The 22,384-nt window shown below is 43.7% G+C and carries 22 protein-coding genes and 5 pseudogenes; 25 read left to right on the top strand and 2 right to left on the bottom strand.

Annotated features, from left to right (window positions below):
• Positions 1–117 precede the first annotated feature (117 nt).
• From ACJY2G_RS23330 to pilV, 13 genes and pseudogenes are all read left to right on the top strand, one after another.
• Positions 118–808: pseudogene (locus ACJY2G_RS23330) on the top strand (IS1 family transposase).
• Positions 809–1,551: 743 nt separating this feature from the next.
• On the top strand, positions 1,552–1,974 hold the full coding sequence (locus ACJY2G_RS23325) for a hypothetical protein (RefSeq protein WP_439292253.1): 423 nt from the start codon (positions 1,552–1,554) through the stop codon (positions 1,972–1,974).
• Entirely contained in the window at positions 1,971–2,726 is a 756-nt protein-coding gene (locus ACJY2G_RS23320; protein WP_439292252.1) for a toxin co-regulated pilus biosynthesis Q family protein, read from the top strand. Before ACJY2G_RS23325 ends, ACJY2G_RS23320 begins: the two co-directional genes overlap by 4 nt.
• A gap of 6 nt (positions 2,727–2,732) precedes the next feature.
• Entirely contained in the window at positions 2,733–3,179 is a 447-nt protein-coding gene (pilM, locus tag ACJY2G_RS23315) for a type IV pilus biogenesis protein PilM (RefSeq protein ID WP_439292251.1), read from the top strand.
• Between the two features lie 13 nt (positions 3,180–3,192).
• A complete protein-coding gene (locus tag ACJY2G_RS23310) occupies positions 3,193–4,836 on the top strand; it encodes a PilN family type IVB pilus formation outer membrane protein (RefSeq protein ID WP_439292250.1) in 1,644 nt (547 codons plus the stop codon).
• Positions 4,837–6,153: a type 4b pilus protein PilO2 gene (gene pilO2, locus ACJY2G_RS23305; protein WP_439292249.1), complete on the top strand. Its 1,317-nt coding sequence runs from the start codon at positions 4,837–4,839 to the stop codon at positions 6,151–6,153.
• Positions 6,140–6,703: a type IV pilus biogenesis protein PilP gene (pilP, locus tag ACJY2G_RS23300; RefSeq protein ID WP_439292248.1), complete on the top strand. Its 564-nt coding sequence runs from the start codon at positions 6,140–6,142 to the stop codon at positions 6,701–6,703. The genes pilO2 and pilP overlap by 14 nt, the downstream gene beginning before the upstream one ends.
• 9 nt (positions 6,704–6,712) lie before the next feature.
• On the top strand, positions 6,713–8,254 hold the full coding sequence (locus ACJY2G_RS23295) for a GspE/PulE family protein (protein WP_439292247.1): 1,542 nt from the start codon (positions 6,713–6,715) through the stop codon (positions 8,252–8,254).
• A gap of 10 nt (positions 8,255–8,264) precedes the next feature.
• Entirely contained in the window at positions 8,265–9,371 is a 1,107-nt protein-coding gene (locus tag ACJY2G_RS23290) for a type II secretion system F family protein (RefSeq protein WP_439292246.1), read from the top strand.
• A gap of 1 nt (position 9,372) precedes the next feature.
• Positions 9,373–9,975 carry a type 4 pilus major pilin gene (locus tag ACJY2G_RS23285; RefSeq protein ID WP_439292245.1) on the top strand — a complete coding sequence of 201 codons (603 nt, stop codon included), beginning with the start codon at positions 9,373–9,375 and terminating at the stop codon, positions 9,973–9,975.
• Between the two features lie 63 nt (positions 9,976–10,038).
• Positions 10,039–10,518 (top strand): lytic transglycosylase domain-containing protein, encoded by a 480-nt coding sequence (locus ACJY2G_RS23280; protein ID WP_439292244.1) that lies wholly within the window; start codon positions 10,039–10,041, stop codon positions 10,516–10,518.
• Entirely contained in the window at positions 10,518–11,177 is a 660-nt protein-coding gene (locus ACJY2G_RS23275; protein WP_439292243.1) for a prepilin peptidase, read from the top strand. Before ACJY2G_RS23280 ends, ACJY2G_RS23275 begins: the two co-directional genes overlap by 1 nt.
• 13 nt (positions 11,178–11,190) lie before the next feature.
• On the top strand, positions 11,191–12,576 hold the full coding sequence (gene pilV, locus ACJY2G_RS23270; protein WP_439292242.1) for a shufflon system plasmid conjugative transfer pilus tip adhesin PilV: 1,386 nt from the start codon (positions 11,191–11,193) through the stop codon (positions 12,574–12,576).
• 61 nt (positions 12,577–12,637) lie between these two features.
• Here the strand turns inward: pilV and ACJY2G_RS23265 are convergent.
• A pseudogene (locus tag ACJY2G_RS23265) lies at positions 12,638–12,934 on the bottom strand (integrase core domain-containing protein); the annotation flags it as partial.
• 122 nt (positions 12,935–13,056) lie between these two features.
• On the opposite strand from ACJY2G_RS23265, the pseudogene ACJY2G_RS23260 reads away from it, so the two are divergent.
• The 3 genes and pseudogenes from ACJY2G_RS23260 to ACJY2G_RS23250 all read left to right on the top strand — a co-directional run.
• Positions 13,057–13,236, top strand: a pseudogene (locus ACJY2G_RS23260) (IS110 family transposase); the annotation flags it as partial.
• A pseudogene (locus tag ACJY2G_RS23255) lies at positions 13,231–13,618 on the top strand (IS1 family transposase); the annotation flags it as partial. The pseudogenes ACJY2G_RS23260 and ACJY2G_RS23255, both read left to right, overlap by 6 nt.
• A 429-nt stretch (positions 13,619–14,047) precedes the next feature.
• Positions 14,048–14,941, top strand: coding sequence for a Mig-14 family protein (locus ACJY2G_RS23250; protein WP_439292241.1), 894 nt, complete (start codon positions 14,048–14,050; stop codon positions 14,939–14,941).
• Between the two features lie 360 nt (positions 14,942–15,301).
• Here the strand turns inward: ACJY2G_RS23250 and ACJY2G_RS23245 are convergent.
• A pseudogene (locus tag ACJY2G_RS23245) lies at positions 15,302–15,403 on the bottom strand (IS6 family transposase); the annotation flags it as partial.
• A gap of 169 nt (positions 15,404–15,572) precedes the next feature.
• Between ACJY2G_RS23245 and ACJY2G_RS23240 the strand changes: the two are divergent.
• The 9 genes from ACJY2G_RS23240 to ACJY2G_RS23200 all read left to right on the top strand — a co-directional run bounded on the left by ACJY2G_RS23240 (position 15,573) and on the right by ACJY2G_RS23200 (position 22,213).
• Positions 15,573–16,207, top strand: a protein-coding gene (locus ACJY2G_RS23240) for an IS6 family transposase (RefSeq protein ID WP_439292240.1) whose coding sequence is annotated in 2 segments (ribosomal slippage) — positions 15,573–16,026 and positions 16,026–16,207 — 636 coding nt in all. Because the reading frame shifts where the segments join, the coding sequence is not laid out codon by codon here.
• 64 nt (positions 16,208–16,271) lie between these two features.
• A complete protein-coding gene (locus ACJY2G_RS23235; RefSeq protein ID WP_439292266.1) occupies positions 16,272–16,613 on the top strand; it encodes an inverse autotransporter beta domain-containing protein in 342 nt (113 codons plus the stop codon).
• 206 nt (positions 16,614–16,819) lie between these two features.
• Complete coding sequence (locus ACJY2G_RS23230) at positions 16,820–17,059, top strand: hypothetical protein (protein WP_439292239.1); 240 nt, start codon at positions 16,820–16,822, stop codon at positions 17,057–17,059.
• Positions 17,056–17,283, top strand: a complete 228-nt coding sequence (locus ACJY2G_RS23225) for a hypothetical protein (protein ID WP_439292238.1) — start codon at positions 17,056–17,058, stop codon at positions 17,281–17,283. The genes ACJY2G_RS23230 and ACJY2G_RS23225 overlap by 4 nt, the downstream gene beginning before the upstream one ends.
• A 377-nt stretch (positions 17,284–17,660) precedes the next feature.
• Positions 17,661–18,029: a DUF2913 family protein gene (locus ACJY2G_RS23220; protein ID WP_439292237.1), complete on the top strand. Its 369-nt coding sequence runs from the start codon at positions 17,661–17,663 to the stop codon at positions 18,027–18,029.
• A 601-nt stretch (positions 18,030–18,630) separates the two neighbouring features.
• Complete coding sequence (locus tag ACJY2G_RS23215; protein WP_439292265.1) at positions 18,631–19,254, top strand: DUF2913 family protein; 624 nt, start codon at positions 18,631–18,633, stop codon at positions 19,252–19,254.
• 726 nt (positions 19,255–19,980) lie between these two features.
• Positions 19,981–20,778 carry a DsbA family protein gene (locus ACJY2G_RS23210; RefSeq protein ID WP_439292236.1) on the top strand — a complete coding sequence of 266 codons (798 nt, stop codon included), beginning with the start codon at positions 19,981–19,983 and terminating at the stop codon, positions 20,776–20,778.
• A gap of 227 nt (positions 20,779–21,005) precedes the next feature.
• Positions 21,006–21,776, top strand: coding sequence for an Lnb N-terminal periplasmic domain-containing protein (locus tag ACJY2G_RS23205; protein WP_439292235.1), 771 nt, complete (start codon positions 21,006–21,008; stop codon positions 21,774–21,776).
• Between the two features lie 29 nt (positions 21,777–21,805).
• Positions 21,806–22,213 (top strand): hypothetical protein, encoded by a 408-nt coding sequence (locus tag ACJY2G_RS23200; RefSeq protein ID WP_439292234.1) that lies wholly within the window; start codon positions 21,806–21,808, stop codon positions 22,211–22,213.
• The last annotated feature ends 171 nt before the right edge of the window (positions 22,214–22,384 follow it).

The following is a 22,384-nucleotide window of genomic DNA, read 5'->3' as shown; positions in this document are numbered from 1 at the left end:
CGCTGGGCTTTTTTATCGCGCGTGGCCATCAGGTTTTAGAAAATACAGATTTTCCTATTATGGTAAGCTTCTCTATATTTGAATCCGAAATATAATGTTCGCTTTTGCGGATCTCTCATGACAAGCGTTAACGTTCAATGTCGCTGCTGTAAGTCCACTCAGGTGTACCGTTAGGGGCAGAACCCTAATGGTCATGACCGATTTCGCTGCCACGACTTCAACCACGTATTTCAGATCGCTTACGCTTATGAGGATCATAAATCCTGAATTAAAAAGCAGATCACAGAAATGGTCTGTAAGGATATTGGCGTGCGGGAACAGCAAAAACATTGAAATTCGATATCAACACGGTCATTGGCACTTTAAAATACTCTCTCCGAAGAGAATAACATCCTCTCAAGCCGCATCATGCTGATGTTGCATTTATCTGCTAACTTAATGAACACAGGGTTTTGTAGGGAACAAAGCTTGTCAGCGCTAACTCTGATACGCGTACAACTCTAAAACATGTGGCGTGAATGCCTGCCCCTTCGGTCCGCAGAGGATGAAACTCACCGCGAAATGCTAGTACTGCTGCCCCCTATTTACTGTCGGAATGATAACAAGTGGTGATTGGGGGTTATGCCAGGGAAGTTACAAAGGATAAACTCCTGATGGGAAAGGTTTTTACTCAACGTATTGAACGTAACAACCGACAATAAAGACAAGCCTAAAAACGTCTGGCCCGTAAAAAACCAGTTTTTCAAGCTTAATTGGGTTACATGAAAAGGTCACAGGGGCATTTACTGAAAAATATATGTTTAAATAATTCCAGTCCGCACCGAGCCTTCAAATACGTTAGTGATATTTATTTTTTTATCTTCTTCATAACCCTATAATCATGACAGTTATGAAACAAATTTAAGACTTGGAATAGTCGGGCATTCACCTTCCAGAGGCATACCAACTCTAATACTAGTGACAGGATTATCAATACTTACTGCCAATATTAAACATGAATACATAGAAATCCCGCTGACCTAAAGCTAAAAAGAAGCATTATATGTTTAAATATGCAAGTGGTTCTACACGGCCTGCTGAGTTAATTGAAGATGGCAAATATATAGGTTGTGTTATATAAGGTCCACTTAATTGCATCATCAAGTTTTAACATGATAATCCGATGTAGGTTAGTTATATGCGATGCCAGAGGTAACTTCATTATCCCAATAGCGATAATTTATCACTAAATGAAGAATCTAATTGTTAGCAGTGCGTTGCCAAAAAACAGATTGAAAGTTTTTTGTCAGTCAGTATATTACAGCCTACATATTGATTGTAGGATAGAGCTTGGTTGAAGTAAATTATCCCTAAATTAAACAGGAGCAGGCAAAGGTAAGTTATAGATGGTGATAAGGTAATATCACATTCACAGGAAGGTGGACTAAATATAATTAGTGCGGGGTGATGGGTTATCCGCGTTATCGCCCATTAGCAGCTCGACGCGCGAGTAATCACAGCTGGCTATGGCCGCGCTGGACAGAAAGGCATCTAAAAAAGGAAGCAGGAAAAATGATGACAAAGTATATAAAACTTAGTGTCCAAGTGGGGGGCTTATGCCTGGTGCTTATTGGTACCACTGCGTGTCAAAACACGAAGACAAGTGAATCCTTAGCAGCCGAAAAGGTTGGAGTCACCAAGATGATATCGGAGGAAAGCTTACACAAACAACGTGAGGTTGAATTGCTACAGCAGTGCCAAGATCTACTGGGCGTATTACATAATATTAGAGCTAAAGAGTTTCAACAGTATAAGCAGGCTTTCGACAGTTTATTGAGCGGTGCTTCGCAGTATGCCGAGATGCGAACCAAGGTTAATGGGGATACCCAACAGACCATGGACGCATTATATCGCTATAAAGCCAATTTCCTGTGTGCCGGGGTGAATCAGGCTGTGCTAACGACCCTAGCCGAACGTGGGGAGTTGGTTAAATGAAGCGGGTGCTCTATTTGTTTTTTTTTTGGGGGGGGGGGGCATTGTTGGCCTTGAGTAGGGTTCACGCAGATGAATACGAGCCAGCTCTGCTACAATTTTCTCAACAATACCAGCGTCAGTATGTTAAGTCGGAGACTCCAGCGAGCAATAAGGCCCGCAATCACATGAAAACGGTTGTGCCAAAAATTAAACATAAGAGTCACCACCAGATAAATAGGCAGGCTTCCCCTCCGGAAGTCGGTGCTTCGAGTGTGAATTGGAATAATGATTTAGTTTCCATAGCTTTTTTAGAAGAACAACCCAAGAAAAAACCACCTCAGGCTAAGACGCCAATATCGGATAAATTACTGAAACCAATTATTCGGAATAAGGCTACGGACACGAGGTTACTTGGCAGAGGTGAAGCCATTTTTTTGGAAAAAAAATTCATTGGAAAGATGGTGACAAAATCCGATGTATCAGATAAAAAGCCACAACTGGTTAAACTCTCAGTCTGGCGCGGTGAAGTCGGTTCAACATTAAAAGACACAATATTCCGGTGGTCTGCATCTCAAACTTGCCTCGATGGTGGCGGTTGGCGTGTTATTTGGGATACACCCGTAAATTATAGTATTGATGCTCCGTTACATTTTGAAGGAGATTTCAAAAAAGCATTAAATGACATCTTTAGTCTGTATCAGTATGCAAAAAAACCATTATATGCGTTGATAAATAACAACCAGTGTTTGATTAAAGTTTCTAATAAGGGGTAGGGTACGATGGGATATCTGCTTTTTTCGCTATTTCTCGTTATTTTTTCTCTTGTTGGTTATATCGATAATCGATTGGTGCTTTCTCAAGAAAGTGCGGAGGCTGAGTTAGTTACAACACAACGTGCCATTAATACGGTAATCCTTATAAATACAATAAATGATTACATTTATGATCATCCTGATGAAATTGATAGTGATGACCCTATTGTGCTACCCCAAGATAAAATAAACATTCCTGTTGATCCTGTAATAAAAAATGTCATTTTTAGGAAGAGGGTGTATGTCTGGCAAATGCCAATGCGGGGCTTAATGAATGCATTGAAAGTGCAAACGCGCAACTCCTCCTTAATAGGCGTGGTTAAAGATCGGCGGCTCATTGATGAGGGACACCTTGATATGAAAGTTGATATTCCCGCACAGATCCCTGAAGGCGCATTAGTCTATTTAAATTAAAGTGGAATGCCTCATGAAATTTATTAAAAAACTGCTTTTCACATGCTCAAATGCGCTAGTTACAGCTGCATTACTCAACGGTTGTGCCAGTGTTGATCGCATTAATAGTACTATGGATAAAGCCAATTTAGACTATGACCGAGCGCAACGTCATATGGAGAACTTACAATCTCAAGAATCAGTTGTGAAAGAGACAAATGTACAATGGATTAATCCAACGCCAATTATAGAAAAGCATACAGTAAATAATGTAGCTCCTGGGTGTTCAATTACACTAAATCGACAGGGAACTATCACGCTCAGAGAAATAACACAACGGATCACTTCTGTATGCGGTGTTCCCGTGACTGTCTCGCCTGATGCGACGATGGTTTTGGGGGGCGTAAGTGGCGGGAAGACAGAGCAGATCAGCGGCACTATTCCTGTGCCTGATGCAACGGGCATGGTGCCGCTGGCGTCAATGGGGGGAGCAACAAAAAATGTTGTTGCGAGCACTGGGAATACCTTGAACGGATTATACTGGAGCGGCTCATTATCAGGCTTGCTCGATACCATTTCCAGCAGATTAGGTATTTCCTGGCGTTATGAGCAGGGGCGTATTTTCTTCTATTACCTGGAGACACGCTCTTTCACCATTGCTTTCATGGATTCAAAAGCGGATTTTAATTCAAAAGTGGTCAGTGGGACAACTTCATCCAACGGGAATACCGGTGCTGGCGGCAGCAGTATTGCCGGGGATTCGAACACCTCTCAAAGCACGACAATGGAAATAAAAAGTTCGCTTTATGCCGATCTGCAAGAGTCGGTTAAATCAATGCTTACTCCAACATCAGGAAGGATGTTTCTGTCCGCAGGAGTAATGACTGTCACCGATACGCCGCAAGTTTTGGATTCTATTGGTAAATTCATTGAAACCCGTAATAAAGAGCTCAATCGCCAAGTGGTGCTCAATGTTGAGGTACTCAGCGTTGAAAAACGCAATCAGGATCAGTTAGGCATTGACTGGAACGCGGTGTTCAGTAGCGGCAGTATCGGTGCTACGTTAGGCAGTCCTTTTACCGAAGCTACCGCTCGCACCATGACTGGCGGGTTGTCTATCATTGATGGAACACTGGCGGGCTCGAAAGCTTTTATCAAAGCGCTGTCCGAGCAGGCTAGGGTGAGCGTTGTAACACAGCAGGCGAGTACAACAACCAATATGACGCCGTTGCCAATGCAAGTTGCTGATCAGGAGGATTACGCTGCTCAGATCAGCACCAGCTCTACGGCTAATGTGGGGACATCAACCTCTATCACTCCAGCGACTATTACCACTGGCTTTAACATGACGTTGTTGCCTTACATTATGCCGGATGCTCACAACCTACAACTCCAGTTTTCTATCAGTTTGTCGGATTCGCCAACCCGCAGAACATTTACCAGTGGTGGCAGTTCGGTGGAACTGTTGAAAACAAAACTGAAAACAGTCAATCAGCGCGTCAATATGAAGTCTGGTCAAACCATTGTACTCAGTGGGTTTCAACAAGGGAGTAGTAAAGGTAGTAAGCAGGGGGTGGGCAGCCCGAACTTTTTTGGGTTAGGTGGTGGCTATAACGGCGAGAATGACAACTCCTTGTTGGTGATTCTCATAACACCAACAATCTTGCAGGGGGAGTAAATGAGCTCCGTTCAAGACAATGCCAATGTATGGCCCATCATTAGAGGGAAAACGGCCTATCTCGCTGGCGTAAATTGGGTGCCTGTATCCACACGTTATCGCAAAAACATCAAGGGATTAGCAAGACGGCTAGGCGCAGACAGAGTTGTCACTTATTTCTATCAAAATCAGGATGCTGGGCGTGAGTACGTGGCCGGGTTAATCAACTTGGCCGAACTGACTCCAGCTGTGCAGGCGGTGAAAGGCGTTTATGCCCTGGCACTGATGGTTATCCCTATTTTAGAGGGAGCAGGATACGCCATTATTCGCCTCGCACCTGATATTTATACCTTCGTCGGTTGTGTCGATGGCGTGTTGATGAATGATGTTGTTGGGGACAAATCGGCGATGGAGCAGGCGCAACATACGTTCCTTCAATTTAATCTGGAACCGGAATCAGGCTGGAAGTGTTATGCGCCACCGGAATTTGGTTTAGCAGGATGCTCAATCTTCGATCTGGATCGCCTTCTAGAGATCAAAAAACTTCCTGCATCGGCGCGGTTTTATTCCGTGTCCGCAAAAAAACCGCTCGCTAGCTTCATCATGTTGGTACTTGTCTTGTGTAGCAGTTATTACGGCTATTGTCTATATGCTGACCGCGAGGAAACCTTGCGATTGAACGTTGCCCGCGAAGCGTATATACAGGCGCAGGAGGCGGCTCATAGAGAAGCAACAAAGGGGGAGGAGCCTTGGAAAAAAAGTCCAAGTGTCAAGAGCTTCATTGCAGGCTGTTCAGCACACTGGGGATTAGCGCCTTTGTCCATAGGCGGTTGGATATTCAGTGAGGCTGAGTGCGCGCAGATGATGGGGAGCCAAGCGCGTATCCGACTGGCCTATACCAAACCACAGGGTGGCAATGTGGGAGATTTCACCGTTCGTTGTAGACGCTATTTCATTGGTGAATATAAGCCTTTCTTTAACGTTCCTGGGCCGGGGGACGTGGGAGGGATTACGCAGCCCATAGAGATGCTAGCAAGTAACGATAACAGACCGCTGCCAAGTGCAGATATTCAGGTACAACGTATGACCATGTTCGCACAGCAAACCCACCTCCAGTATAGTTTTGAAGAAGATAATAACCGTATGGTCAGCGAGAGCGGCGTAGAGACGTTATTGCCGTGGAGGGTCTTTACGATGTCATTAAAAACCGATATTTCTCCAACACTGCTCTTTTCGGGATTAGACGATACGGGTGTGCGATTAAGCGCTATCAAGCTATCACTCCAACAAGGGCGCTTGACGTATCAAATTGAAGGGAGGTTCTATGCTCAAAAGTAAATTAATTCCATGGTGGCGTGTCCTAATTATTTGTGCAATGTGGGGTCAGTTGCCCGCAAATGCTGAGAAAAGTGATTTACCATCACCTCTATCTGCACAGGCGTTCGAACAGGTCGATTCATCAAAAAAACCTACTAAAACTGAGAACGATGGTAATGAAGGGAAAGGTATCACCCTTAGCAGTTTGGAGAGGATACAGACCGAGACAGTTATCATAGAAGCGCAGGTTGCAAGGGCAAATGCTCTGAAATCACTCGAAGACAGCGGCTCTTCAGGCAAAATACAAGATGTGACGACCGGTATACCCGCAGCGGGCGTCAATGTATCACAAGCACAAGAAAAAACGATACCTTTGCCGCAGATCAAAGAGATTTATGGTGCAGGTAGCCGGCTCATCGCCCGCTTAGTGCTTGATGATGGAAGCTATGCGGAATTGACTGCCGGGCAGCAAGTGCCTGGAACTACGCTGAAAATCACCAGCATCTCAGCGAGGGAAGTTCGCGTTTCAGCTCTAGATGGTGGGGGGCAGAGGGTATTACCGTTCAATTAAGGAAAAATGATGGAAAAGATTATTGATTCCCCTGATAAAGACATAGAACGCTATGTATGTGCGTTTTCTACTGATGACGATGTTATCGAAATAGTGGTGGCAGAGAACCACCGAGCGCAATTCTCGGTGCAGAATTATGTCACTACTCTGCAACGTAAATATCCAGGGAACACTAATGTAAAATTTGTCTCCCTCAATGAGGTAAGCCAATTCCGCGAGGCTAAAGGCCTTGATAAGCAAGAAGATGATATTCTGGCCAATGTAGAAAATCAGCAACGTGTGTTGCATTATTTCAAACAAGGTGTCGAGCTTGGCGCTTCTGATATTCACTTTACCATTGGCCGAGATAACGGTGAGTTTACCTATGTAGAGGTTCGCGTTCACGGCGAACTGGAGCAGATTGACTGCATTGATAAACAAGATGGGATGCGGCTGGCTGCAGCTATCTGTCAGGGTATGTGTGATGTGACGGAAAAGCAGTTTTATCCGAACAGGCAGCAAGATGGCCGTATTAAAGAGGAGTTCGTAAAACCACTCGGTATTTTTGGTGCTCGTTATAGTCATACCCCTGCGGTGGGGGGGCTTTACGCCGTGATGCGAATTATTCCCGATGATGGTGATAATGTTCCTTCACTAGAGACCCTCGGTTTCTTGCCTGATCAAATTACTACTATCAAACGCATCCTGCTCCGCCCGGAGGGCATTGTTGTTCTGTCAGGCCCAACAGGTTCTGGAAAATCGACCTCGCTCAGATCCTTTTCCTCGTATTATCTGTCGAGGGCGGGGAAAAATAGAAACGGTTTGCCAAGGAAAAGACTTCTGACGATAGAAGACCCGCCAGAAGGTCGCATACTCGGTGCAGTACAGACGCCTATTATCGCGGATAAAAAGGATGCACGTGCGGTAACGCTTGCATGGCTTCGGGCTATATCGTCGGCACTCAGGTTAGATCCAGATGCTATTTTGAATGGCGAGATGCGCGATATGGATTCTGCAATGGCCGCGATTAATGCGGCTATGACAGGGCACTTGCTGATGACAACTCTACACGCCAATGATGCAATCAGTATTATTGAACGTCTGGAAATTATGGGAATAAATGTGCGCTTAATTACCGATGCGCAACTTATGGTGGGGTTGATAAGTCAGCGCCTGGTGCAACGGCTGTGTCCGCATTGCAAAGTACCCTACAGAACAGCAGCGGAGCTGATGGAAGAAGATGATCGCAACATCATAGAACACCACTGTCAACCTGAGCATGTGTATCTGCGTAATCCTAGCGGATGTGAGCATTGTTTTAAAGGTGTAATTGGTCGAACTGTTATATCTGAAGTTATTGCTCCGGACGCGAAGTTTTTTGAAATATATCTTTCGCAGGGAAAAGCTGCAGCCAAAACATACTGGAATAAAACCCTAAAAGGTATCACTAGAAACGAACACCTGTTGTATTACATCAATTCTGGTGAAGTTGATCCACTGGCAGCCGATGAGATATGCCCAATTGATGAAGATACTTATTCTTTAATTAACGAAAAACAGCTTGCTTTATAGAGAATTTGAAATGAATCAGAGACTGCAATTTTCATTGCAGTCTGTCAAAGAAAAAGCCTCCAATATCAATCGATGGCTATATCGACATACATTTTCTGCCAATGATCGCATAGAGTTTTACGAACTGCTTGCGTTTTTATTGGATAATGAAAAATCTTTGCGACAAGCTTTATCTGACATGTGCGACGTTGCAACGGATTTTGGTCGAAATAAACACCCTTCTGCGGTGTTACTGACAGACTGCATAAATTCTCTAGATAACGGGGAATCAATAGAAGTGGCATTACTTGATTGGGTTCCTAACCAGGAAGCAACATTGATCGGTGCAGGCGTTCTCGAAGGTAATATTGCTCAATCGTTACGCCGTGCCAGCAAAATAGTAGCTGCCAAGACGGAAATGTTAGGCGCCATCAAAGGCGCTGTTATGTATCCTTGCGTGTTAATCGCTCTTGTAGTAATGATGATGTATATGGTGAACCAAAAATTCATCCCGCAACTAGAGAGAATGGTACCGCGTGAGAAATGGAAAGGAGCCATATGGTGGTTGGGTAATTTGTCTCAAGGAGTTATAGAAAATGGCGCTCTATTAATTATTTTTGTAATCTTGATAATTGGGTTGATTTATTGGTCTTTAGAAAATTATACTGGTAAAGTAAGAGGATTCTTGGATTTAATAACACCTTGGTCACTATATCGTATTTTCCAAGGGGTGACATTCCTGCTAAATATATCATCGCTACTTCGTGCTAATATTCAAACGTTAGTTGCATTGGATATTCTTAACGAGAATTCCAGCTCTTGGTTGCAACAGCGGATTATAGAAACACAAAAATATATCAGGCAGGGGCAACATTTAGGAATGGCATTAAAAAAAACAGGCTACAACTTTCCTTCAAAAAAGTGTGTAAGTCAAATGATGTTACTAACCGAAGGAGATGGTGCTGAGAGTATTATTGAAATTTATGCTACTCGCTGGCTTCAAGAGGCAATAAAGGATGTAAAGAAAAAAGCACTTCGTTTAACAATTATTTGTTTTGCTCTTGTGTTTTTATATATGACGCTACTGTTGTTGGCAATATCACAAATCAATTCACTTGTTGATACATTAGGAAGATAAAATGAGTTTAAATATATGTAATGAAAATAAGAATCCATTCACTAATAAAACAGACGACATACACCGTGGCTGGTTAGGACTGGAAGCAGGCGGTGTACTGCTACTGATTATGGTTGGTACGGTATTAGCGTTAGTCTTGGTCGCTTCGCTGTTTAGCAAAAATGATGTTAGTACGGAGATTTCTAACGCACAGTTTATTATGAACCAGACCCGAGGTCTTTTAAAAACACGGGGGATCTATGATTTCACTGATACCAAAAAAATGACCGGTACCTTGGTTGAGTTTGGTGGTGTTCCTTCTAGCATGACCGTTGTGGGGGATGCTTCTAGAGGAGATGCGACGGTAACTAACGTTTGGGGAGGAGATGTAGCAATTGCACCTGTACTTTCCAAAAAAGGATTCACGCTGACCTATAAGGGAGTGCCTCAAGAGGCATGTGTAATAATGGCAGAGAAAATGAGTGAGACCAAGCTGGTAAGTGAAACAAACGTTGGAGGAAAAAATAAGGTTGGTGGTGTAACCTCACAAAATGCTGGTGCTATGTGTATCGCTGATACTGGCTCTACCGGTAATAACACCATGATTTTCCAGTCCAATAACTAATTACATTTTCCCATCAAAAATAACTGGGTCGGTGACCCAGTTATTAGATAAATAAGGGTGCGAATGAAATGTATTTCTCTTGTTTTTTTATATGTTGCTATACTAAGTATTCCATTATCGGCAACAGCATATTGTTTTGATTTTGCAGGAGAGAAGTATAAAATTGACCCGCTGTTACTAAAAGCAATAGCAATACAAGAAAGTGGGCTTAATCCAAAGGCTATTAATTACAATAAAAGTAAATCAGGAAAAATAACCAGCATCGATTACGGTTTGACACAGGTCAACTCAACTCACATCCCTACTCTCATACGTATGGGTGTAATTAACTCCAAGGATGACTTGCTCACAAATCCCTGCCTGAATGTACAAATTGGTGCATGGGTACTGGCTAAGCACATAAAAATATGTGGAGTGAACTGGGTGTGTCTGGGAACGTATAATGCTGGTTTTAGAAATGATACCGATAAACAAAAAATGAAATATGCTAGGCAGGTTTACATTATTTATATGTCACTATTAACTAAAAATAGGACAACATAATGAACGATTTTTTATATATGTACTTTTTTGCCTGTGCATTTCAAGTGCTGGCATTTTTTTCTTCTAAACAGTTTATTAAAATATATGATGCTAGCTATTTTTTTACCAGTAGCTGGTATTATGTGTTATTAATCACGTTGTTTTCATTATTGGCTGTGCTGTCAATTCAAAAAGACATTAAAATAATAAATATATTGTTTATTTCAATTTTTTATGGTTTTTTGTCACTCTTTATCATATTAGATATCAAGCGTAATTGGTTGCCGAAATGCTTCACTCTTACCTTTATTATTATTGGTATTTTTTACCAAGTTATTGAGGTGGATGGTGAGTGGTGGGCGAAGGCTGGAATGCCATGCATTTTGTTTTTTGGTTTGCTCCTGTTTAGAATATATATTAATCAGCGTTGTGGAGGAGATGTTTTTGGTTTGGGAGACGTTTATTTAATATTAGGTCTGGCTGTTTGGTTTTCAGTTTTAATAGTGTTGGAAATAACAATTATTGCAACGTTTATCGCAATTACTTTTATTATATTAAAAAGGTATCATTTTCTTTCTCGCTGGTGCCACCATAATGAACATCCAGGCGTACCATTCGCTCCTTTCTTGTGCGGAGTGACGGCTGTATGGGGAATTCTGCCTGTTGCAATCTTCAAATAATCAGGATTAGACAATGAAATTTATTCCTTCATCCCCAAAGATAGATCGGGGTTATATGGCGTTAGAAGCGTTAGGCGTCTTGCTAATTATTATGTTTGCGTCGATATTCGCTGCTGAAAAAGTTAACGAGTATCTTCAAGAAAAAGAGTGGGGCGTCATGGCAATGCATGCCACAACTTTCAACACAGCAGCTAAGATCTATATTGCTGATAATACAGACTTTCTGTTAGCAAATACCCCCATCAAGATCACCCCATCCTTGCTGATCAGCAAAGGATATTTGCAGAATGGTTTCTCAAAAGAGAACAGCTTTGGGCAGACCTATGTAACGGGAGTGGTTAAAAACGGTAAACTGAAAAATAAGCTTCAAGCATTGACATGTACTGTCAATGGCATGGCAATCCCATATCGTGGTTTACGGTCAATTTCAACGCAAATTCTAGGAATGGGGGGCTATGTGAATGAAAATAATGTTGCAACCGGTGCATATGGTGGCTGGACGAGTAACACGCACGATTTTGGGGTTAGTTGCACGAAAGGCCATATTGCTATTGCGTTGTCATCGGAGGTGCTGGGAACTGCAATGCAGGAGAGTGACCGGTTATATCGCTATCAGGTCAATGGAAGGCCTGACTTGAACAAAATGCATACCAGCATTGACATGGGGAGCAATGATCTGAATAGTGCAAATATCATTGATGCGGAAACTGGTAATTTCAAGCACAATATCAACGGTCAGAATGTCTATGCGAGTGCCGATATGACGACAAATCGTCTTGTAGCCAAGAGTTCTGTTGTTTCCGGGGGCGAAGTTGAGGCGAATGGTAGCATACGAAGTGATACTGGGTGGCTCATCACTAAAGGCGAGAATGGTTGGCTCAATGAAGAGCACGGCGGCGGGTTTTATATGAACGATGATAAATGGATTCGCGCGGTTAAAAATAAAGGTATATATACTGAAGGGGACATTAAAGGCGGAACAGTCACCTCCAAGGGGCGAACTTCAGTTGGAGAATATTTACAACTTGATACTGTAGTTGTTCAGGGGGATAATTGTTCTCCTAATGGTTTACAAGGTCGTAATGAAGCTGGGAAAATATTATCTTGTGTTTCTGGAGTGTGGCAGGGAGTAGCCATTAAAAAGATAATAATTGATGGGCCTCCAATATGTAAGCGTTCAACATTTGGAGTCGCAAAGTGCCCATCGGGTACTATTTTATTAGGAGGAGGATATGAAAAGGTTGGAAATGATTATGATAGCCATGATGGCCATGCGGAAAACTCACCCGATGCATCGGAGCCTGCCTTAAATAATGATTTCAACGGATGGGGAATAAAGACACCAGGTACCCCAGGATTTTGTATGAGGCCTGTAGCGCTCTGCGGGGGGGTAAACTGAAATAACAATGCAATTAATTTTGAAGTTTAAATATTATCTAGCTTGACCCAGGTTAAGAACACTAGTTTTGTTCCACATTTTTTAATTTTACCGTCTTCTCAGCCATCAGTCGATATTCTTCCCTAGTCTGGTTATTTAGGGGCTCATGGTGACGCCCACTGTTATATTCGGTCAGCGTTCTGTTATTTCCCGTGATTCATTTAATGTTTTGAACAGATAAAAATCCTGTATTTCTGTCCATTACGTTCGGTTTAACCATTTAAAAACGCGACTTGCGTCGGTTGCCTACCTTAATATGTCCAAGAATTATGCAAGGGTCCTCAGCCCATTGTGCCAGAGCCAGTGATATCATTTCCGGCTCGTGATACTTGTTGATTGCATCCTGCTAGCGTTTAAATCTGCTATTTTCTCCAATTTGTAATGTCTGTGTCTTTCACAAGTGGACAAAATTAATAAACATTTTACTTAGTAACATGGTGGATCGGGACTGTGATTGTCCTAGATATCGCTAAAAAACATCACGAGGCAAAGATTTGGCACCCGGATGGACGAACATCTTACCTGTATATAGAAAATACCCTGGAAGGGTTCAATGGATTGCTTGATCTCACCGCTTCACCCCATGAAGCTATTATCTCTGACTTTGAACCTACAGCTGACGTTTCATTTATCTGAGAACTTGATGAACAGTAAGCTTTGTTGGCAACAAACCTCATCAGCACTGGCTCTGGTACACATGTACAACCCTAAGGCAGGCGGTGTACTGGCCTACGCCTTTTGACCGTGGACGGATTAAACCTATCGCGAATTGCTGGTACAGCTGCCCCCTTTCACTTTCTGATTGATAACCGGTGATGACTGGATGGAGTTATACGGGGGGATCTCCAAAGGTAAGCATCTGACGATAAAGATTTTTACACAACGTATTGCACGTAACAACCTTATGTTAAGGACACGCATAAATCATCTGGCCGATAAAACAATCTGTTTTTCATGCTCAGTTGAGTTACATGAAAAAGTCATAGAGGCATTCATTGAATAATAGATGTTTTACTAATTGGAATCATCACATTCTCAAGGTTTTAATCCATGATTCATTCAAATGTGTTCGTGATTGTCGTCTCACTTCTTTACTTTCTCGCCATTTTAGTTTCGGCAAAATACTTTATTTTTTCAAACTTAATTAAAATTGAACGAGGCTGTGTTTCCACACTTATAGCGATTATTTGCTTGTTGGTTCTAATTTACTAGCACCAAAATATAGGTTTCTCCTACTCATCGTAAGGGTGCGCTGCGAATTGTAATGCAAGGTTCGAATTTGTGACTCTCGGTGATTAATATATAGTATGTACTGCAATCACTTTGGAATGAACGTTACTAACGAACTGGTCGTATATGTAAAGGCCTATACATCCTTGAGTTAGCTCCTTGGAATGAAAAATCAATCAACATTATGATGGTTAAAAATATCATGGTACATAAACTTAAAAATGCTTTATTTGGGTGGGAACCCTCTGACTTGATTACCTATCGGGAAGCTCATACATTATTTGGGGGGTGTGTTAACACACACCCAGATGTGCTGGAATTTCTCATTAATAAAGGAGAGGACATACATTTCTTTCATTACAAAAGCAAAGGGGGGTTACTTGGTGCTTTATTTTTGAACGATAAAAAAGAAATTGGTGTAGATGTTTGGCGGAAATACCCTATATCCTATGATGAGATTATACTTCCATTAAGTAAACAAGCTAAAGTCTTTATCCCAAATCGTTGTAAAAGATTATCTCCAGTGAATGAAAATAGTGTAAAGAATATTTCTTTCGGGGTTTTTAGTAAGAAAAGTGTTTGTTTGGCCAAAGGACAGTTTTCAAAAAAAAATGTTAAAAACAGAAGAAACGAGTTTAACAAATTTGTTCGTGAGGGAGGGCGGGTCCTATCTGTTGATGATGTGCAACCACAGGAGTTGGTGAACATATACATCTCATTATTTAATAAGCGCTTCGCTGGTGCGGTAAAGTGCTATAATGAGAATAATTTATTAGACATTATTACTTCTTTAAAACACATGGTTTTTGGGAATATTTTGTTTGTCCATGAAACCCCGTGTGCTTTTGATTTGATTTTCAAGTCTCATTGTAATGAATGGATTTACTTCGATGTGCCGAATGGTGGAGTTGATCCCTGTTATAGTCATCTCAGTGTCGGCAGTATATTGATGTGGCTAAATATTGATTCAGCAAAACAGCTTAGTGATAAATATAATAAAAAAATGCTCTTTTCTCTAGGTGTTGATGATGAGAGGTGGGAGTATAAGTTTAGATGGGCTGACCGGGTTTCTTTGGGGCGCGTTCTAACGTTATAATCGATGATCTTGTGTCATTAATATGACATCCAAAACACCTAAAGTTACACTGATATGATAGTTGATACCAATAGTCGATTTGTTTGACATAGGCGCACAACTAAAAAATGAGGATTACGAATATCATTAATATTATGATGGTTGCGCTCATCGTATTAGCGATGGTGGCGGGGTTTATTTGGTGGGTGATAAAGTCAGGAGCAAATGATGTAAATAATGATTACTAACGAATCATTTTTCTCTGGAGCGATATAAATATAAATAGTGTAGTAAGATTATTAAAATTCGCGCTGCCAATTCTCCAGGCAATCAACAGTAAAATCATTCAGGTACGGACAATCCATCACCGAGTGGATGATATTATTGCTTTTTGCGTATCCTGTGTACCAGTTCGATTCCTGCTAATAATGTCTGAACTCGTCTAAACCATTTGTATCCCAGCATCAGCAGTATCCGGTGTTGATATTTCTCTGATAAATTAGGGCTTATCGTTCACCCCCATTATTTCGTTACTTCCCTAATTCAACCATCTCCGGATTCCTGTTGTGCGTTAGGTCAGAGCTTGCCTGCGGGCTCTGTCGCATTAAGGCGTCGTCGGTAACATGCTATTTGTTTATAATGTTACCTGCTCATGCCTCTTATACGAAAAGCTTTTAAATTCCTGCACTATCCCATCGATGTTATTAGGCAATGTGTTCGCTGGTATCCAAATTACTCCCTAAGCCTGCGTAATTTAGAAGAGCTAATGGCAGAGCGTAGGGTTGTCGTTGATCATTCCACGCTTCACCGCTGGGCTATCCGCTTCATGGCGCTACTGTATAAATCTTTTGGCCGACACAAGCGCATGGTGGAACGTCGGTGGCGGATGGACCAAGCCTACATCAAAGTCAAAGGCCAGTGGAAATATCTGTACCGTGCTGTCGATACTTCAGGTCACACGGTCGACTTCTTGTTGACCACCAGACGTGACACTGCGGCTGCCATCCGCTTCTTTCGCAAGGCCATTCGCCACCACGGTGAGCCTGAGGTTGTAACCATCGATAAAAGCGGTGCCAACACGACGTCGCTGGCCACACTCAATGCCGTAAACCTGAAGAAGAAACCATCACCATCAGGCAGAGTAAATACCTGAACAACCTAATTGAGCAGGACCATCGGAATATCAAACGGCGAATACGGCTGATTTTCGGGTTCAAATCATTTCGGCGAGCGCAGATGATACTGGCGGGCAGTGAGTTAATCCACATGATACGGCAAGGGCAATGAGCAGTACTATGTTATGGAACTAGCTCTATCTGGGGTGGTCAACGGTCAGTAAAATCCGCACGCCATCACTGCCGGGATTATCTATACGCCGGTGCCGCTGATGACCTTGGGTGTGGAGCGGCGTCGGGGCCAGTCAGGAGAAAGCGATACTCAGCTGACGATGGGTGTGAACTACCAGCTCGGGGTGCCGTGGATTACCCAGGTGGACCCACCGCAGATGTCTGATATGCGTAGCCTCACCGGCAGTCGTTATGACCTAGTGGAGCCAACAACAACATTGTGTTGGAGTACCGCCAAAAAAGACATCATCCGTCTGCACTCGGCAGACTTGGTACCGCATTCCGGTGAACAGAAATCCTTGGGGTTTTCGGTGACTAGCACGTACGGGCTGACCCGCATCGACTGAAATGCACCAGCTCTGAGCGCTGCTGGCGGTAAAATCATACAGAATGGCGCGTATTATGCAGTAGTGCTCCCGGTGTACCATTCATCAGCGCAGGGTGTGAATACGTACGCCGTCGGTGGTCGGTATCAAATTATCCCTAGCTGGGGGGGACCCTCAGTAGCGCTAAACCGGACGCGGGGCAGTCGATGTTCAAGGAGAGCCCAGAGATGATTGTGGTCGGCAATACGTCAACCTCGACACTAATGCTGGTTGCGAAAGATGTGGAGTGTAACGCTCTGACGGAGCTGAATGACAGCCTGGCGTTCACAATTAAAGATAGCGGCAGTAAAACTCGGGCAAGCGAAGCAATCACGGAAAGCACCATCATAGTGAACAGTACGGCGGGAATCTACACGGTAGCCCTGAAGAGGAGTGTGCCGGGCAAATACACCATCGTGTCGGAATGAACCCTGAAGGATTAAAACCTGCAAGCATTAGGGGCCTGTCGACCCTGCTGAACGACAGCACGGTGGAGGTACCGAACGCGAGCCTGAAATCAGGCGGCGGCTGGAAGGAGACGGGGGCGGGTACCGGCGTCTTCACGACGAATACCTCTAGCACGGTCAATGACGACGGCTGGAGTGAGCAGCAAGCGTCCGATAAGTATGACATCAAGCGCGGCGGTGTCTGACCAGGCCAGCCCGAGTGTAATCCAAGACCTGTCGATATACGGGGTTGGTGACGAGGGGGCAACTACAACTAGTCGTCGGAACAGAAGAGCAGCAACAATTATAACGACAGCAACACTAACAACGTGGTGTGTCGTCAGGCTATAGATAACATACTTTATTCAGCGGATAGTGTGCTTATCCAGTAGCCCGCCTGCGGCGGGAGCTATTACTCTGTCAGAATGTTGCTTTTTCAATTGCCGAAGCTCGTTATAATCCCGCGAATGCATATTTCACGCCCCGTAGAACTCCTCTTTCTGAATGATTATAGCTTTTCACATACCCATTAAAGGCGTGTGTTATTACGCATTAATAAATTACCCTCGTTAAGGGTTCACATTTGACCACTGCTTACCAAACTCGTCTAACATCTGAACTTGCAAATTTAGCCTGGTGTATTCTTGTTGCTGTTCGCCTGGTTCAACAAGATGGAAAGGCACAATCACATCTGCAACAACACTTATTTATCATGCGATGGCTCACCACGGCACAAAAACAGAAGCGCTTCCCTAAAACCATCTCACGCGACATCAACTGGCTGCAGGGACAAGGGAAACGTTATGGCTTTATGGCTTTGTGGCCAATCTTGGTAATAAAGTTGAGTACATTTACCGTTCAAGCGTCGGTGAGCTGGCAGTTCAGAGTACTTTATTCCGCTTCACCTACTTCATTGAAACCCTCAAAACGATGGGGCGGCTGGATTTTCTAGTGTCGCCTAAAGAGTGAGCCGCTCACTGGAAAGCCTCTGAAAAAGCCAGCGCCGTCTACAACCCTAAAACAGAGTTACACCTTTTATTTGATGGACGTGGGGCATTGCTGAAACCCTTACTGATTAGCTTTACCGGCGACATATCTGGAGTTTTTGTGCTACTGGAACAATGTCACCTTTCCGTCGAGTGTTATCCTGATGAAGAAGGGTTCTCCGTATTGGCATTACAACCCTGAGTTCTTATTCGGTCTTAAATGCTCTGTATTATTACACACTAACACTGTCGCTTATTTTTATCCTGAAAGCTCCGCCATTCATCCTACCTATTACACTTTTGTATGCAGCCCTGCATACATAGCTATAAATATCGACTGTCAGAGGTTGGGTATTTTGCCGCAAGTAAACATTGCGGCGCTGTCGTATGCAAACTTGTTAAAAGTATTTTGCCGTGCATGGAGTTATATAAAATGGTTAGACTATTTACCGCGGTACAATCAAAAGAATATGTACTATGTACAAAATGGATAACGCCAGAGAGAAGTAAATATCTGTGAGCACTGAATCGTTGACGAGAAAATCCGGCCATCTGGCATGGTGTGCCATGGTCGCCCTTCAGCTGGCAAAACGTGACGGTCAGGTCAGTTCTGAATCCCAGGAAAATTTGTTTCTGATTCGCTGGCTGGCCACCGCACTTAAACAGCATCGATTTCCCCGCGATGTGGCCCCGGACATTGAATGGTTGCTAAGGCAGGGGCGGGCTCTGGGAGCCAGAGCAAAGATGCTTCATAAGCTTGATTACCTGTGGCGTTCCTGCACCGGCGAGCTGTTGAAGCAGAATGATTTGTTCCGCCTGACGTACGCGCTCGAAACGGCAAGGGAGATGCACTGGATATATCGACTCCTTACTGACAGACAGTGGACAGGACGCAATGCGGTGCCCATGAATGACCGTGTTAACGCGATATTCCTGTCTAGTTTTTCTCTCGATGCGGCTTTTGATGATGACGGAAAGCAAATTACTCCATTAATGGTCAGAGTCACCGGTAGTGTAGCTGGGCTGGTGAAGCTGCTCGATCGGTGTGGCTGGGGAATAAAACGCTGCCCGGGTGAGGTCCAACTTTTCCAACTGATAGCTTTCCAGAACCTGGTAACGACTGAATCTTCAAACGCGGCACTTAAATTGACAAGTCGTAGGGATGGAACAGAAGACAGAAAAAAAAGATAAAGGGCTATGTTGCATTAAGGTATCGTCGGGTAACCACCACCTGTTTATTGCATATAAGAGCGAGGACGGATCTATCAAGGCTGGGCGGCTATGCCGCGTAACGCCGCACATCAAAATAACTTAAATCAATCGGATCCTTTGTTACCTTCATGCCTAACGGGGATATCCTGCATATCTATAATCTTGAGGTGGGTATATGGAAAAAGAATCAGTGCGCCATGGCGGCAGTTCACTTCCAATATACTAATCTGGAGAATATCGCTATGCGTATCGTCGAAACACAATCTGCTTTTGTTTGTGCATTATACTGCCTCAGACGTCGGCAATGGTCGAAACAAGCATTTTGTCTAAGAGCGTAAAGTGTGACGAGACTTTTGATATCACTCTGCACACAACCCCTTCAACAAGCTATATCTTGATGATACACACTCTTCCTAGTGTCTGCCGGCTAGTTTCTACCAAAGGGGCCGGTATCGGCAACGTTTCTAAGAAGCCGATACGGCCAAAACTGAGGTGATAATGATTACAGTTCAGTAAGGGGTAGCTTTGCTAAGGGCCAGAGAATTATTGAAAATGCCAAAACCCTTATGAATATTTGTGTTGAACGAAAGAGGCTGATCTGACGGCATAGCCTCAGAAACAGTAGATGCGCGACAACATGGCGGAAAAGCTGAAGCAAACTTATCGCCAAATGGTCATGGAAAAAAATCTAAGAATAGTGACAAGATGAAACTGAATAACACCCTGAAAATGATGATAACTGCTGGCATGATAGTGTCCGGTCTGGCTACAGCAACACAGCAGCCAACAATCAGTTTTACCCCGGCGCAGAAAGCTCGCATTGGTGAAGTGGTTAAGGAATACCTGCTGATGCATCCGGAGGTGCTAATTGAGGTCAGCCGGAGACTGCAAATACAGCAACAGGAAAAACAACAGCAGGCGATGGCGGCGCTGGTATTGGAATACCATGATGCACTGCTAAATGATAAAGCCACGCCTACCTACGGCCCAAAGGATGCGAAGGTGGCTGTTATTGAATTTTTTGATTATCAGTGCTCGGTGTGTGCCCGACAGGCTCCTGTGTTAAAAGCTCTGATGAAGGCGAATCCGCAGGTGCGTTATGTATTTAAAGAATGGCCCATCTTCGCACAACGCTGGGAACCGTCACTTATGGCGGCCAAAATCGGCCTGCAGATTTGGCTGGAGAAAGGCGCGGACGCTTACCTCACCTATCACAATGCCCTCTACGCGACCGGTCATTATGAAGGTAGGTTGACCCCGTCCGATATTAGCCGTGCAGAGATGCAGGGCGGAAGTTTCAAGAGCAAAAATGATAGCATGCTGGAGGTGCTATCGCGAACCGACTCGTTGGCGCAGAGCCTGGGACTGAGGGGCACGCCAGCCATGATAGTGATGCCAACAAAAAATGCCGTTGCAGACAACGTGACGGTCTTGCCAGGAGGAGCAGATCAAGCGTCGCTGCAGGAAGCCATCAACAAAGCAGCCGGAAATGTGAAAAAGTAGTTTGCTTCTCAACTGTGCTCTCATATTTATCCGGAATCGCGAGGAAGGAAATTTTCCCAATGTGTACAGGATTACCTGCCGGACTTAATATTTCACGTCCAAAGAGTATGCCATAATATAATGGGCTAATATTTTCATGCCGAATATCCCCGTGCGTTACATGCACTGGTTCATCTTGCTGAGCACTCCTGGTTACAGCGTGGGAAACAATAGTTGGATAAATCATAATGACAGAAAAAAAAGCAAATAATGCCGACGAGGGCATCCCCTGGCTACAAGAGTATTCCCGGGTAGCCTCCATAAAATGGCAAGATTCTGACAACGTTCACATTAGACATGTAAGAAATTTTAATTATTCAGCTGAAGTTCACCCTATCGAGGACTGGTATGACTGTCAGCTTAAAGTAAGTGACGTTATCGCTGTTGACCTGGTTTTATCATATTGGTCAGGAAATGCTATTGCGCATGTTTTCCTCAGTTTTGGCTTGAAAAATGGGCAGTGGCTAGCGATTTCTATTGAAACACGCAGACGCCAAAATCAGTCCTGGTCTGCTTTTGGCGGTTTCTTAAAAAATTACCCTCTGGTTTATGTGGTCGCTGATGAAAGGGATCTAATTGGTGTTCGTGTCAATGTCAGAAAAGAGCGCGTTTATCTATATCCGCTAAACATCACACTACAGCAAAGTCAGGATTTACTTCGCAGTTATTTGTTAAGGATTGAGAAAGTGAACCAACACCCTGAGTGGTATAACACGCTGCTGAATAATTGTACGTCCAATATATTTCACCATGGAAAATCCGTATCCTCTGCGGTGAAATATGATTGGAGAATATTGGTGAGTGGTTATGCTGATCAGTATTGTTATAAAAATAAGCTTCTGGAAAATAGTCTCCCTTTTGAAGATTTGAAGAGGCGCAGTCGCATCATTCACTCCGATGTTCCAACAATTGGCCAAACATATTCCATGGATATACGCCGTAACCGCCGAGTCGTCTAAAATACCTTCACTCTGGAAAGGGATAAATCATGTGCAAGACGCTCAAATATTTACTATTCATCATACTACCTTTTATTGATGTTGCTAACAGCGCTGTTTTACTCTTGGTGTCCAGGGTGGCACATTCGGAACAGCGTATAAAACTCGCCATGCTGATTATTGGGCACTCCCGTATATCGGCTATAGCGGCAAAGAATGGTATATCGATGGCACTGAGGCCGACTATAATTTTATCATTACCGATACGCAACTCAAATGCGTTTAACGGTGAGCAATACCGCTGTCTGGCCGCGGGTAGGGATGCAGTGCTGATCAAACCGCTCACACAGCAGGATTTGCTGACTTTAGTGTCGGAGCATATAGGCCATTTGCGCAGAGATGTGGGAAATCCCTTTGATGGCCGCTGTGCAGCCGCAAATCATAGCCACCTTGATTGACAAATTGCAGCGCAGCAGCGACACAGACTGCCACCAGCTGCTACCGCACAACCTGACGCGTTCGCCGCGGCGTTGCTTCGGCTGGAAAGAGGTTTTACGCTGACTGGCTACCAAAGCGGAGTTAATCATTGCTAACAGTATTGAACAATACTCTTCTACATCTGCAGAACT

It is taken from the genome of Rahnella sp. ATs2, assembly GCF_051851855.1.
Lineage (GTDB): Bacteria > Pseudomonadota > Gammaproteobacteria > Enterobacterales > Enterobacteriaceae > Rahnella > Rahnella variigena.
This window is presented reverse-complemented; position numbering and strand designations above follow the sequence as displayed.